Consider the following 13,729-nt stretch of genomic DNA (forward strand, 5'->3'; position numbering starts at 1 on the left):
CTCCGGCCACCGGACCGACCGAAACTCACACCGCGAAGGACACCATGCAGACCCAGCCGTATCCGTTCCCCCTGACGCCCGCGCCGGGCATGTCGAGCCGCGCCATCACCGCGGAGAACCCGTCCGGGCAGAAGGGCGCCGGCGGCCGGGCGGCCTCCGCCCTGGGCCCCGGGCGCAAGGGACGCCCCTGCGTCGACCTGCCGAGCGGCCAGACCACGGTGATCGCGGACATCCCGGGGGCCGGTGTCATCACTCACATCTGGATCACCTGCCCCGCGCACACCGACGCCGTGGGCTTCGTCCTGCGGGACCTCGTGGTGCGCGCCTACTGGGACGGGGACGACCAGCCCGCCGTCGAGGCGCCGCTGGGCGACTTCTTCTGCAACGGCAACGGCGCGCGGGCGCTGCTGACCTCCCAGCCGGTCACCGTGGCCCCCACCGGCGGCATGAACGCCTACTTCCAGATGCCGTTCGCCGACGGGGCCCGCATCACCGTCACCAATGAGCACCCCGCGGACATCACGGGGTTCTTCTTCCAGATCGACTACGTCTCGGTGCCCGAACTGCCCGAGCACACCCCGCGCTTCCACGCGCAGTGGCGGCGGCAGCGGACCACGGTGCCCGGCCGCGACTACGTCGTCCTGGACGGGGTGACCGGCGCCGGACGGTATCTCGGCACCTTCCTGTCCATCGTGGCGCTGGAACGCTACTGGTGGGGAGAGGGCGAGATGAAGTTCTTCATCGACGGCGACACCGACTTCCCCACGATCTGCGGCACCGGAACGGAGGACTACGCCGGAGGCGCCTGGGCGTTCCAGAACAAGCTCTCGGCCACCGAGGAGCCCGACGTCCTGACCTTCTCCGCACCGTATTTCGGATACCCGCAGTACGAGACCCGCGATGTCTCCCAGGGCGCCCCCTACGCCACCGCCATGGCACCGCACCACGGCCTCTACCGCTGGCACCTCGCGGACCCCGTCTACTTCGCCCAGGACCTCAAGGTGACGCTCCAGCAGATCGGCCAGGTCGGCACCGGCCTCTTCGAGCGGAGCGACGACGTGTCGTCCGTCGCCTACTGGTACCAGCACGGCGGCGCCGTCGCCGCCCCCGCGTTCCCGTCCCGGGCCGAGCGCACCCCCCGCTGAGTCAGCGCTGGTAGCGGTCGAGGATCCGCCGGCCGTCGCCGACGAGGCGGTCACGCAGTTCGCCGACGCCGAAGGCACCGTTGTAGAACTCCTGATAGGCCGGGGTGGCGACCTTGTCCTTCCACTCGGCGTAGCCGCGGATCCCGAGCGCCGGGGACGGGCGCAGGGCGGCCGCGACGTCGACGCCCGTCTTCCAGCCGTACCGGTGGGCGTTGATGGCCGGGTCCTTCAGCGCCCGCGTACTCGTGGGCAACAGCCAGTCGCCGCGGGCGAGGCCGGCCTGGTGGTCGGCCCGGTTGAGGAAGGCGATGAAGTCCACGGCGGCCTGCTTGTGGCCGCTGTCCCGCGCGACCGAGAGCGTCTGCGGCGCGACGCCCTGGGCGAGGCCGTCCGCGCCGCCGCCGCTCGGCATGGGCAGGACCGTCCAGTCGAAGCCGTCGGGCGCCTGTTGCCGCACTTGCTGCCGGTAGGAGAAGTTGAGCGGCAGCATGGCGTAGCGGCCGGCGAAGAAGCCGGGCAGGGTGTCCGCGCCCGCCATGCCCAGGCCCGTGGTGGGCGCGGTGCGGTCCTCGTTGACCTGCCGCTGGATGAGCCGCGGTACGGCCGATTCGGCCGCGCCGAAACGGAGCCGGTTCTTGCCGTCCGGGCCCTTGACGAAGACCTTGCCGCCGGTGGACAGGGACAGGTTCATGGACTGGGTGACCGGCTCCTTCAGGGACCAGGCCACTCCGTAGGTGTCGGTTCTGCCGTCGTGGTTCCGGTCGCGCGTCAGCTCCTTGCTCACCGTCTCGAACTCGGCCCACGTCCAGGGGTGCCGGGCCGTGGGGATGCGGACGTCCGCCTGCCGGAGCAGCGCGGTGTTGGCGATCAGGACGCGGGGCTCCTGGAGGAACGGGACGCCGTAGACGCCCCCCTGGTACGTCGTGGTCTGCCAGGCGGCCCGGGGGATGTCGGCGCGCAGTTCCTCCGGCAGGTAGGGGGTCAGGTCGGTGAGGTAGCCGCCGGACGCGAAGTCGGTGAGGTCGGTGGCGTCGTCGTGGATGATGTCCGGCGCCTCACCGCCCTCGAAGGAGGTCAGCAACTGGTCGTGGACGGTGGTCCAGCTGCCCTGGACGTACCGGACCCGGACATCGGGGTGGGCCTGGTTCCACTGCCGTACCAGTCGCTTGTTGGCATCGACGGACTGCTTCTGCCAGGCGAGGCTGAGGAATTCGAGCGTGACCTTGCCATCGGCGCTGTCCGGGGAGGCGCCCCCGCAGCCGGCCAGGAGGCTGAGGGAGACGATGGCGGCCACACCCGGAAGGACCGCCCGCGGCGCTCTCTTCGCACCTGTCATGCCTTCACCGCCCCGGCGAGCATGCCACCCACCAGCCGGCGCTGGAGCAGTGCGAAGAACACCAGGCTGGGGAGGGTGGCGAGGACCGAGGCGGCGGCCAGGGGACCGAGGTCCGCGACTCCCTCGGTGCCCAGGAAGTGGGTGAGGACCACGGACATGGTCTGGTTCTCCGGTGACTTGAGGAGGACGAGGGCGAAGAAGAACTCGTTCCAGGCGGTGACGAAGGAGAACATGAGCGTGGCCACCAGACCGGGGGCGAGCAGGGGCAGCACCACGCTGCCCAGCGTGCGCAGGCGGCCGGCCCCGTCCACCGCGGCCGCCTCCTCCAGCGAGCGCGGCACCGCCTTGATGTACCCCTGGAGCATCCAGAGGGAGAAGGGCAGGTTCCACACCACGTACACGACGATGAGGCCGGCGATGCTGTCGATCATGTGCAGGTTCTTCAGCACCAGGAACAGCGGGATGATCACCAGGATGAACGGGAACATCTGGCTGACCAGGATCCAGACCGTGCCCACCCGGCTGGCCCACGACCGGTGGCGCGCCATCGCGTACGCGGCGGGCACCGCTGTCGCGACCGAGACCAGCGCGGCGGTGGCCGCCACCACCAGGCTGTTGAGCGCGGCGTGCAGCAGCGGCTGGGCCTCGAACGCGGCCCGGTAGTTGTCCCAACTGGGGTCCTCCGGCAGCCAGCTGGGGTGCAAGGAGCCCAGCTCCCGCGTCGATTTGAACGACGTCGACACCAGCCACAGCAACGGAAAGGCCAGGAAGACCAGATAGCAGCCGAGGGCCAGGTACTGACCGGCGCCGCCCGCGATGCGCAGCGCGCGCACCTTGGCGGGGGTGGGCGAGGAGGCACCGGTCATACCGCGTCCTCCGTCAGCTTCTTGCGCAGGAACAGGGTGAGCAGGACCGCGATCACGGCGACCATGACCAGTCCCATGGCCGCGGCGTACCCGAACTGGCCGTAGGTGAACGCCTCTTCGTAGGCGAACAGCATCGGGAGCCGGGTCTGTCCGCCCGGCCCGCCCTGGGTGAGGACGTACACCAGGCCGAAGGAGTTGATGTTCCAGATGAAGTTGAGCGCGGTGATCGACACCACCACGGGCCTGAGCGCCGGCCAGGTGACGGTGGTGAAGCGGCGCCAGATGCCCGCACCGTCCAGGTGCGCCGCCTCACGCAGTTCACGCGGGACGTTCTGGAGACCGGCCAGCAGCACCACGGTCGTCTGGGGCATGCCCGCCCACACACCGACCACGATGACCGCCGGCAGGGCGTAGGACAGGTCGGCCAGCCAGTCGACGTTCTCGTGGAGGAGGCCGGTCCGGGTGAGCGTGTCGTTCAGGATGCCCGCGTCGGAGTGGTAGACCAGGCGCCACATGATGCCGACGACGACCTCGGGCATGGCCCACGGCACGAGCGCCAGGGTCCGGGCCAGCCAGCGCAGCCGGAGGTTCTGGTCGAGCAGCAGCGCCAGGCCGAGGGCCAGCGCGAACTGGAGCACGGTCACGCAGACGGCCCAGGTCAGGCCGATGGTGAAGGAGTCCCAGAACAGGGAGTCGAACCGCAGGTCGGAAAGGTTGGCCAGGCCGATGAACCGGGTGGGGGTGGTGCGGCCGCTCTGCGCGTCGGTGAAGGCGAGCGCGACGCCGTACAGCAGGGGTCCCACGCTGAGCACCAGGACGGGGATCAGCGCGGGAAGCAACAGGAACCACGTGCCCCGGTCCAGGCCGAGCGCCCGCCTGCGCTGGGCGGCGGTGCGGGGCGGTGGGGTTCCGCGGCCACCCGGGACGTCGTCGGCCCGGGAAGCGGTGAGACTCATGTGAACCTCGTGGTCGGTGATCGCCCAGTATCGTGGCGGTCACCCGAGGCGCCGTCAACGGACCGGACACGTGACGCGGCTCACGGGCCGTGCGCCTTCCGGTGGGCGGCCGCGCGGACGGGGCCGTGCCCACCCCGTCCGCGCGGTGACGCCGGCCACCCCGCGCCGGGGGCGGTCCGGCCGGTCCGCCTCAGTCCTGCTGCGGTACGGCCATCTCCCCGAGGCGGGACCAGTCGTCCTGGTCCACAGTCACATTGACGATCCGGGGCGTCTCCACGAGGTGGGGAGGCAGCGTCCGCCGTGCCGTGGTGAAGTGGTCGGACTGGACGTGCGCCGCCCCGGCCTCGTCGTCGCGGAACGCCTCGGTCAGCACGTACTCGGTGGGGTCGTCGATGCTGCGGGACCAGTCGAACCACAGGCACCCCGGCTCGTCGCGGGTCGCGCGGGTGAACTCGCGGGTGATCTCGGGCCAGGCGTCCGCGTGCTCGGGCAGGACGCGGAACTTGGCGGTGATGAAGATCATGATGCTCCCGGTGGGTAGGTCTTGTCAGGCTCGTCGGTTCGGTTGTGCCCGGTCGGGCGGGTCGGTCGGCCGGGTGGGTCGGCCGGGTGGGTCGCTTCGGGGGGACGGACAGGCGGTCATCATGGGGCCGTCGCCCTCGCTCGGGCCCCATGATGACCGCGGCCGCTCCGCGTGGGCCACCCGCCACTCATCAGCGCGGCGGACCGCCGGGCCGGGTCAGGGAACGAGGATCGCGCGTCCGCGGACCCGGCCGGCGTCGAGGTCGTCCAGGGCGTCCTGGAACCGCTCGAGCGGGTACACGCTGGTGTGCAGCCGGACCCGTCCCTGGGCGGCGAGCACCATCAGCTCGCACAGATCGTTGTAGGAGCCGACGAGGTTGCCGATGAAGTTGATCTCGGTGGAGATGATGTCGATCGTCGGTACGTCGATGTTCTCGCCGTATCCGACCACGTGGTAGTCGCCCGCGCGGCGCAGCATCCGCACACCGTCCCGGGTCGCTCCGCCCTCGCCCACGAAGTCGATCACGACCTCGGCTCCCTGGCCGCCGGTCAGCTCGAGCACCTCGGGCACCTGCTGCCCAGCGGCGACGACACCATGGTCGGCGCCGAGGGAGGCGGCCAGCTTCACCGCGTCGGGGTTGCGGTCGACCACGATGATCTCGGCGGCCGTGATCGCCCTCAGCGCCTGCACCCCGATGTGACCGAGCCCGCCGGCGCCGATGATCACGCAGCGGTCGCCCGGCCGCAGCTTCCGGGCGGCCTTGGCCACCGCGTGGTACGCGGTCAGCCCCGCGTCGGCCAGCGCCGCCACATCGGCCGGCTCCAGGGAGTCGTCGATGCGGACGACACTGCGGGCGGAGGTCTTCAGGTACTCGGCGTAGCCGCCGGCGGTGTCGATGCCGGGGAAGAGGCTCTGCTCGCAGTGGACGTCGTCGCCGGACCGGCACGCCCGGCACAGCCCACAGGTGACCAGCGGGTGGACGATGACCTTGTCGCCCTCGGCCACGTTGGTGACGGCGCTGCCGACCGCGTGCACCCAGCCGGCGTTCTCGTGCCCGATCGTGTAGGGCAGCGTCACCCCGGACTTCTCGGCCCACTGTCCCTCGAGGATGTGGAGGTCGGTGCGGCACACGCCCGCCCCGCCGATCTTGACGATCACGTCGTACGGGCCGGTGACCGAGGGGGCCGGTACGTCGGCCATCTCCAGGTTCCGGCCGTACCCCACGACCTGGACTGCTTTCACGAGACGCGCTCCTTCGAAGGGGAGGGGACACAGGTGGGATCGGTGGCGTCCACCGCCCGGGGGGACTGGTCGGCCGCGGACTCCGGATAGCGGGTGCGCAGCAGCCCGCGGCAGAAGTGCGCGTTGCCGTCGATCGAGACGCGGACCGAGCGGGCGAACCGCAGGCGCAGCGGGATCTCATCCGGCGGCCAGGGGTGCCCGTGCTCGTCCACCAGGACCAGGTCGGACGGTGCCACACCGAGGCCGAGCGCCGCGCGCCGGCGCAGCAGCGCGTGCGTCGTCGCCATGTCGGGGAGGTCGCCGAGCACCACCTCGTGCAGCTTCTCCTCGGTGAGGGCGGGGTCCTGCCGCAGCAGCGAGGTGAGGACCCGCTCCATCGCCGCGGTATGGGCCTTGCGCCGGAAGATCAGCCGCAGCTCGTCCAGGCTCTCCTCGGCCTCCGCGCCGAACGTGCCCCGGTAGTCGGCGTCGGCGGCCAGCCCGCGGTTGATCAGGTCCGAGTCATGGTGGTCGTCGAGCAGCACCGTGACCGCCTCGACGCCCGGCAGGGCCGCCAGGGCGTCCTTGGCGTCGGACGCCATGAGGTAGGCGAAGTTCGGGGAGCAGAACGAGGTCGGCAGCCGCAGGCGCACCGTCAGCCGGCGGTCGGCGTCGACGTCGATGGACCGGACGAAACCGAGATCGGTGATCGGTTCGTCCAGCTCGGGATCGAAGACGGTGTCGAGCGCCTTCCTGGCCTGTTGGACCAGTGGCGGGGCGGACACCTCCTGGGCCAGTGGACGGGCGGCCATCTCAGACCCCCGCCGGCTGGGCCACGGTGTACTCGGCGGGCACCTCGATGTCGTACATCGCCGCCGCGTTCAGCCCGAGGATCTTCTTCTTCTGGGCCACCGTGATCGGCGGGTACTCGCCCTGCATGTCCTCCGGTATCTGGAAGTCGACGAACCGCTCGATCAGCCACTTGGGCGTCCACAGCGCGTAGTCGCTGGAGAACTGGATACGGTTCTCGTCCAGCCAGTACAGCAGCTCGCCGATGATCTGCGCGAAATACCGCGGGCGGGTGTGGATGAAGGGGATGGCGACCGCCAGGCCCGCGTGCACATTCGGCTCCTGGGTGGCGATCCAGCAGAAGTCCTCGAGCCGGGGCAGCCCGCAGTGCTCGACGACGAAATTCATGTCCGGGAATTGCGTGGCGACCTTGTCCACGTCCGCGACGTCGAACGCGTCCCGGTCCAGGGGCCGGATCGTCGGTCCCTTGTGGATGTGGATGTTCTTGATGCCCATCTCCTGGGCCGCCTCCAGGTACCGGTAGGACCACGGATCGTCCAGTTTGTACCCGCGCGAGTCGCCGTGCCATTCGGCCGTGTAGAGCTTGGCGCCCTTGAGCTGGAACCGCTCGGCGTCCCGCCGGAGCTGGTCCAGCCCCGCCTGCTCGAAGCGCGGGTCCCAGTAGTGGTTGTAGGTCAGCTTGTCGGGGTGGCGCCGGGCCAGCGCGAAGGCTTCCTCGGTCTGCCCGAAACCGTTGCGGTAGAACGCCCCGAGACGGGCCGGCTGGAAAATGGCGTGGTCGACGTATCCGTCGATGAAGAGGTCCTTCATCAGCCGCTCGCCGCCCTGGTAGAGGTATTCCTCGTACGGCCACTTCTCCGATGCCGGGCTGAGGTTCTGGTGGTAGTCGTAGAAGCAGTCGATGAACTGCTTGCCGTGAATGTTGAGCTGGTTCTCGGGGCGCGCGTCCCACAATGCGATATGCGCGTCCACGATGAAGTAGTTCTCGCCGTCCTTGCTGTACATATCGGTCTCCGTCCCGGTGATGACCGTGTCTTGGAAGGTGACGTTAGGCAGGTCGGTGTTCACCGGGGAGCCGTCGGTTGTCTCACTTTGAGACAACCGACCGGGGGCACGTGGCGGTCCCCGCAGTAGCCTGACCGCCTGTTGACGCACGGGCTCTTCATGGAGGTCGCGGTGGACCATCACGGCAACCCGGCACCACTCCCGCCGTACGGGGCGACGGACGGCGAAGCAGCCGTCCTGGCACCCCGCCTGCGCGCCTCATGGCAGCGCAGCAGGCGGTACGGGGTGACGCCGGAGGAGATGCAGCCGGTGTTCACGGGCTCGGTGGACACCGAATCGCTGCTGTACGAATGCGGCCACGAGGTGCTGCAAGGGCTGCGCGCCACCCTCGCCGACGAACCGGTCAGCATGATGATCACCAGCAGTGACGGGCTGGTGCTGTGCAGACTGTGCGACGATCCCTCGATCAACCGGTCGCTGGACCGGGTCAATCTGGCACCCGGCTTCTACTTCGCCGAGAGCAACGCCGGCACCAACGGGCTCGGGCTCGCCCTGGCCGACCGGGCGCCGACGCTGGTACGGGCCGATGAGCACTACTGCACGAGCCTGCGCGGATACACCTGCGCCGCGGTACCGGTCCTCGACCCGATCACCGGCGACCTCGCCGGCAGCGTCAACCTCACCACCTGGTCCGACTCCTCCTCGGCGCTGCTGCTGGCCCTCGCGCAGGCCGCGGCCGGGAACACCACGGCCCTCATGCTGGCCCGCGGCAGCGGCAGAAGGGCCCGCCCGGCCCCGCGCGGCGAGGTGTTCCAGGTGTACCCGGGACGTGCCCGGCACGGCAGCGAGACGCCGCTGCTGTCCTCCCGCTGGATGGACGCGGTCGCGGAGGCGCGGGCGGCGATGACCCAGGGGCGGCTCCTGGCCGTCGTCGGTGAGCCGGGCGCGGGCAAGGCGGCCCTCGCCTCGATCGCCCGGCGGGAGATCAAGCCACGGGAGCGCCTGCTGTGCGCCCGTCCGCCGGCCGCCACGGACGTCGACTTCTGGCTGACCCTCTGGGCCCCCGAACTGGCCAAGGACGACACCTGTGTGATCACCGCCGGCGTGGACACGCTCCCCGCGTGGGTGGCCGAGGAACTGGCGCGGCTGCTCACCACCGCGCCCCGTACGCACACGGAGACGGGCCGACGGGCTCTGCAACCGTCCGTCATCACGGCCGAGGACTATTCGAGCATCCCCGAGCCCCTGCGTGTCCTGGTCGGCGCCGTGGTGGAGGCCCCCGCACTGCGATGGCGCCCCGACGACGTCCTCCCGCTCGCCCACCACTTCGCACACCAGCACCGGAGCCGCCCGGTCACCTTCTCCGCGGCGGCGGCCCGCGCCCTGGCCGACTACCACTGGCCGGAGAACGTGAAGCAACTACAGCGCGTGGTGCGCGACGCGGCGTCGCGTACGGACGTGGTGGACCTCAGGCATCTCTCGAGCGAGATCTTCGCGAGTCCGGGACGGCGGCTGAGCCGCATCGAGGCCCTCGAACGGGAGGAGATCGTGCGCTGTCTGACCGAGCCCGGGACGACCATGGCACGAGCGGCGGACAAACTCGGCATGAGCCGCGCGACCATCTACCGCAAGATGGCGCGGTACGACATCAAAATGCCGGGCCGCACACCACGCACCCGCTCATGAGGACGGGACCGCCGCGGGTCAGTGGGGTGCCACGGCGGGTGTGCCCTTCTTGCGGGCGCGGTAGGCGGCTGCCTTGATCTTGTTGCCGCAGGACTCCATACCGCACCACTGCCGGCGCATGCCGCGCGAGCGGTCGATGTAGACGCGGGTGCACTCGGGGTTGCCGCACTCCTTGAGCAGCGGCACGTCCGGCCCGCTCAGCACCTCGACGGCATGGCGCGCCACCACCGACAGCGCTTCGTCCGGCGTCGCTTCCGTCCGGCGCCCGGAGCGAGTGAGCCGGGGCACCGCCGAAGGCTCGCGGGCCGCGTCGTTCACCACGGTGAGCGCCTCGTCGTCGTACTCCTCCCCGAGGCGGCGCGCGGTCACCAACTGGTAGATGGCCTCCCGCACGGTCGTCGCCCGCTCGACGTCGGCCTGCCGGCTGGGCGACGACACCACATCGACGATGCCCGATTCCACGTACCACGCGTCCAGCCTGTCCGGTGTCACGAACATCTCGAACCGCGCCGAGCGGCGCGCGCGCAGCGTCGCGGCGAAGTCGAGGGCCGGGTTTCCGCAGACGAAGACATGGTTCAGACTCACGTCACCATACTGGCGGGTGACTGCTGTGCCGGCAAGGTTCGGCTGCCGCGGTGGCGTTCACCGCAGCCGGAGCTCCCGGCCCTGCCAGCGCTTCCGCAGCCAGCGGTCGTGGCTGGCCAGGACGATCGCACCGGGGCCGGTGCCGAACGCGGCCTCCAGTTCATCGCACAGCCGTGGCGACAGATGGTTCGTGGGCTCGTCGAGCAGCAGCAGTTCCGGAGGGCGCGCCACCAGGAGCGCCAGCGCGAGCCGACGGCGCTGGCCGACCGACAACCGCCCCACCCGCTTGTCCAGGTCCGCCTCGTGGAGCAGACCCAGTGAGGTCAGCGGGACCGCCTCCGCCCGCTCGGCGCCGAGGAAAAGCTCATAGGTGTCCCGGACGGTCCGGTCCGGTCGGTCGAAGGCGGTGTCCTGCGCCAGCAGCTCCACCGTCAGCCCCCGCCGCCGCCGTACCTCACCCTCCGCCGGGAGCCGCCCGGCGAGCACGGTCAGCAGGGTCGACTTGCCCGCCCCGTTTCCTCCCGTGACCAGCAGCCGCTCGGTCGCCGAGACATCGAGGCGGCCGATGGCGAGCCGCCCCGGCACCCGCACCTCGCGCAGCGAGACGACGGTGCCGGCCGCCGATCCTTCGGCGAGCGCGGTGCGCCGGAAGCGCAGCGGCCGCGGCGGCTCACCGATCTGGGCGCGTTGCAGTTCGTCCAGTCTGCGGGCGGCGTTGCGCACCCGCCGGGAGATCTGGCTCTGCACCCGGCCGGCGCGGTGGCCGTAGCCCATCTTCTCGTTGTCCCGCCGCTCGCGGTCCGGGGCGACCAGCCGCGCGGTGACCTGGGCCGACCGGCGCAGTGCCGCCAGTTCCTCCTGCTCCTCGGCGTACCGCCGCTCCCAGCGCGCCCGCTCCGCCTCCTTCTCGGCCAGATAGGCGCTGTAGTTGCCGCCGTACCGGACCGGACCGTCCATCGCCGGGTCGAGGTCGATCAGATCCGTACAGACGGCGTCGAGGAAGGCCCGGTCGTGGCTGGCCACCACCACGGCCCCGGGCAGGCCGCGCACCTGTTCCTCCAGGAAGGCGGCGGCGCTGTCGTCGAGGTGGTTGGTCGGCTCGTCCAGCAGCAGTGCCGAAGGCCGCCGGAGCAGCAGCGCGGCCAGCGCCAGCCGGCCGCGCTGCCCGCCGGAGAGCGAGCCGAGCGACCGGTCGTGCCGGACCGTGCCGAGGCCCAGCCCGTCGAGCACGATCGCGGCGCGCCGGTCGGCGTCCCACGCCTGTCGCTCCTGAGCGCCTTCGAGCCGCGCGCCGTAGGTGTCGAGCAGTTCGGCGTAGCCGGGGGAGTCCTGCGGGGTGCGGGCGAGCCGCTCGGCGAGGCGCTCGAGCTCCGCGAGGTCCTCGCGTGCCTCGCGCAGGGCGTCGTCCAGTACGTCGGCCATCGTCGCCGTGGCGTCGAACGGCATCTCCTGGTGCAGGAAGCCCAGGTCGGCCGGGCGCGTGACGCTCCCGGCGTCGGGCTCGTCCGCCCCGGCGAGCAGACGCAGCAGGGTCGACTTGCCGACACCGTTCTCCCCGATCAGGCCGATGCGGTGACCGGGGGACGCGGTGAGGGAGAGCCCGTCGATGACCCGGCGGGTGCCGAGGGTACGGACGAGGTCATGGGCGAGCAGGGCGGGCTGGGGCATGGTGGTGGCCTCCAACGTGATCGTTTTCTTGGCCCGCCGGGTGACACACCTCGGGCGCGGGCCCGGTCGACACGTCAGCGGTTCACACCTCCGGGGCCCCGGTTTCCGTCAGCTCGCCGTCGGCCAGCCGCAGCCAGCGGTCCACGCCGATCCGGGTGAGGAACCGCTCGTCGTGGCTGACCACCACGAAGGCCCCCTGGTAGGAGCCCAGGGCGCTCTCCAGCTGGCCCGCGCTGACCAGGTCGAGGTTGTTGGTCGGCTCGTCCAGCAGCAGCAGTTGCGGGGCCGGTTCGGCGCACAGGACGCAGGCCAGGGTGGCCCGCAGCCGCTCGCCGCCGGACAGCACCCCGACCGGGAGATGGGCGCGGAAACCCCGGAAGAGGAAGCGGGCGAGCAGGTTCATGCGCTCCGCCTCCGCCCTGTCCGGGGCGAACGTGGCGAAGTTCTCGGCCACGGTGCGGTCGAGGTCCAGCAGGTCGAGCCGCTGCGAGAGGTAGGCGATCCGCCCGTCGGCCCGCGCCACCTGCCCGCCGTCCCTCTCGAGGTCGCCGTTGACCAGGCGCAGCAGCGTGGTCTTGCCCGCGCCGTTGGGACCGGTCAGGGCGATCCGTTCGGGGCCGCGGATCGCCAGGTCCAGGCCCTCCCCGGCGAACAGGGGCCGTTCGCCGTGGCGGACCTGCAACCGCTCGCCGAGGAAGACGGTGCGCCCGGCCGGGAGGTTGGTGTCCGGCAGATCCAGGGTGATGCGCTGTTCGTCGCGCAGGGCACGTCCCGCCTCGTCCAGCCGGGCCTTCGCCTCGCTGACCCGGGCGGCGTGCATCTGCCCAGCCCGCCCCGCGGCCTCCTGGGCGCCTCGTTTCATGTTCCCGGCGAAGATGCGGGGCAGGCCCGCGCTCTTGAGGTTGCGGGCGGCGTTGCTCGCGCGCCGCTCGGCGCGTTCGCGCGCCTGCTGCATCTCCCGCTTCTCCCGCTTCAGCTCCTGCTCCGCGTTGCGGACGTTGCGTTCGGCGGCCTCCTGCTCGGCCCGCACCGCCGCTTCGTACTCGGTGAAGTTCCCTCCGTAACCGCGCAGTTCACGGGGGCCGAGTTCGGCGATGCGGTCCATGCGGTCCAGCAGCGCGCGGTCGTGGCTGACCAGCAGCAGAGCGCCGGTCCAGTCCGTCAGGACCTCGTAGAGCGTGTGGCGTGCGTCGAGGTCCAGGTTGTTGGTCGGTTCGTCGAGCAGCAGCACATCGGGCCGCTTCAGCAGCTGGGCCGCCAGGCCGAGCGAGACGACCTGACCGCCGCTGAGCGTGTTCAGGCTCCGGTCGAGGGCGAGCCGGCCCAGGCCGAGCCGGTCCAGCTGGGCGCGGGTGCGTTCCTCGATATCCCAGTCGTCGCCGATGGTGGTGAAGTGCTGCTCGCTCACGTCCCCGGATTCGACGGCGTCCAGGGCCCGGATGACCTCGGCCACGCCCAGGACCTCGGCCACCGTGAGATCACCCGTCAGCGGCAGGCTCTGCGGGAGGTAGCCGAGCGTGCCACTCACCGACACCGACCCGGTGGCGGGACGCAGTTCGCCGGCGATCAGCTTGAGCAGGGTGCTCTTGCCGGAGCCGTTGGGCGCCACCAGACCGGTGCGTCCGCCGCCCACGGTGAAGGACAGGTCTGCGAAGACCGGTGTGTCGTCGGGCCAGGAGAAGGACAGGTTCGAGCAGATGACGGAGGCGTCGGACATGAAAGAGACCTCGAATGCGATACGGGCACACGGACCGTGCCGCCCGGAACATGGAAAAGGGGAAACGACTACACGGCCACGACGGCGATGCTCCTGGGCACCGGCCGGTGGCCTGTCAGATCCGGGTATCACCCGGAGATGTCGTCGTCACCCACCATGTCTGGTCTCCTCGTCACACAGCGAAGGTCACTCGCCACTGTAGCGCAAGCGG

General features: G+C 71.0%; 12 protein-coding genes. 2 read left to right on the top strand and 10 right to left on the bottom strand.

Features of this window, described 5'->3' with window-relative positions; translation table 11 throughout:
* The first annotated feature begins 44 nt into the window (after window positions 1-44).
* The gene (locus N6H00_RS36835; protein ID WP_268976217.1) at window positions 45-1,145 is read left to right on the top strand and encodes a glycoside hydrolase family 172 protein; all 1,101 of its coding nucleotides are present in this window, start codon (window positions 45-47) and stop codon (window positions 1,143-1,145) included.
* Window position 1,146: 1 nt separating this feature from the next.
* Here the strand turns inward: N6H00_RS36835 and N6H00_RS36840 are convergent, their stop codons facing one another.
* The 7 genes from N6H00_RS36840 to N6H00_RS36870 form a co-directional block, all read right to left on the bottom strand.
* On the bottom strand, window positions 1,147-2,481 hold the full coding sequence (locus N6H00_RS36840; RefSeq protein ID WP_268976218.1) for an ABC transporter substrate-binding protein: 1,335 nt from the start codon (window positions 2,479-2,481) through the stop codon (window positions 1,147-1,149).
* Entirely contained in the window at window positions 2,478-3,347 is an 870-nt protein-coding gene (locus N6H00_RS36845) for a carbohydrate ABC transporter permease (protein WP_268976219.1), read from the bottom strand. The genes N6H00_RS36840 and N6H00_RS36845 overlap by 4 nt, the downstream gene beginning before the upstream one ends.
* Entirely contained in the window at window positions 3,344-4,303 is a 960-nt protein-coding gene (locus N6H00_RS36850) for a carbohydrate ABC transporter permease (RefSeq protein ID WP_268976220.1), read from the bottom strand. The genes N6H00_RS36845 and N6H00_RS36850 overlap by 4 nt, the downstream gene beginning before the upstream one ends.
* Window positions 4,304-4,493: 190 nt before the next feature.
* Entirely contained in the window at window positions 4,494-4,826 is a 333-nt protein-coding gene (locus N6H00_RS36855) for a putative quinol monooxygenase (protein WP_268976221.1), read from the bottom strand.
* Window positions 4,827-5,042: 216 nt separating this feature from the next.
* On the bottom strand, window positions 5,043-6,068 hold the full coding sequence (locus N6H00_RS36860) for an NAD(P)-dependent alcohol dehydrogenase (RefSeq protein WP_268976222.1): 1,026 nt from the start codon (window positions 6,066-6,068) through the stop codon (window positions 5,043-5,045).
* Complete coding sequence (locus N6H00_RS36865; RefSeq protein WP_268976223.1) at window positions 6,065-6,859, bottom strand: metal-sulfur cluster assembly factor; 795 nt, start codon at window positions 6,857-6,859, stop codon at window positions 6,065-6,067. The genes N6H00_RS36860 and N6H00_RS36865 overlap by 4 nt, the downstream gene beginning before the upstream one ends.
* 1 nt (window position 6,860) lies before the next feature.
* The gene (locus N6H00_RS36870; RefSeq protein WP_268976224.1) at window positions 6,861-7,862 is read right to left on the bottom strand and encodes an amidohydrolase family protein; all 1,002 of its coding nucleotides are present in this window, start codon (window positions 7,860-7,862) and stop codon (window positions 6,861-6,863) included.
* Between the two features lie 141 nt (window positions 7,863-8,003).
* Between N6H00_RS36870 and N6H00_RS36875 the strand changes: the two genes are divergently transcribed.
* Window positions 8,004-9,548, top strand: coding sequence for a helix-turn-helix domain-containing protein (locus N6H00_RS36875; protein WP_268976225.1), 1,545 nt, complete (start codon window positions 8,004-8,006; stop codon window positions 9,546-9,548).
* An 18-nt stretch (window positions 9,549-9,566) separates the two neighbouring features.
* Here the strand turns inward: N6H00_RS36875 and N6H00_RS36880 are convergent, their stop codons facing one another.
* From N6H00_RS36880 to abc-f, 3 genes are all read right to left on the bottom strand, one after another.
* Window positions 9,567-10,133, bottom strand: coding sequence for a CGNR zinc finger domain-containing protein (locus N6H00_RS36880; RefSeq protein ID WP_268976226.1), 567 nt, complete (start codon window positions 10,131-10,133; stop codon window positions 9,567-9,569).
* Window positions 10,134-10,190: 57 nt separating this feature from the next.
* A complete protein-coding gene (locus N6H00_RS36885) occupies window positions 10,191-11,801 on the bottom strand; it encodes an ABC-F family ATP-binding cassette domain-containing protein (RefSeq protein WP_268976227.1) in 1,611 nt (536 codons plus the stop codon).
* 82 nt (window positions 11,802-11,883) lie between these two features.
* A complete protein-coding gene (abc-f, locus tag N6H00_RS36890) occupies window positions 11,884-13,518 on the bottom strand; it encodes a ribosomal protection-like ABC-F family protein (protein ID WP_268976228.1) in 1,635 nt (544 codons plus the stop codon).
* Between the last annotated feature and the right edge of the window lie 211 nt (window positions 13,519-13,729).

It is taken from the genome of Streptomyces sp. S465 (assembly GCF_026898115.1).
Classification (GTDB): domain Bacteria; phylum Actinomycetota; class Actinomycetes; order Streptomycetales; family Streptomycetaceae; genus Streptomyces; species Streptomyces luomodiensis.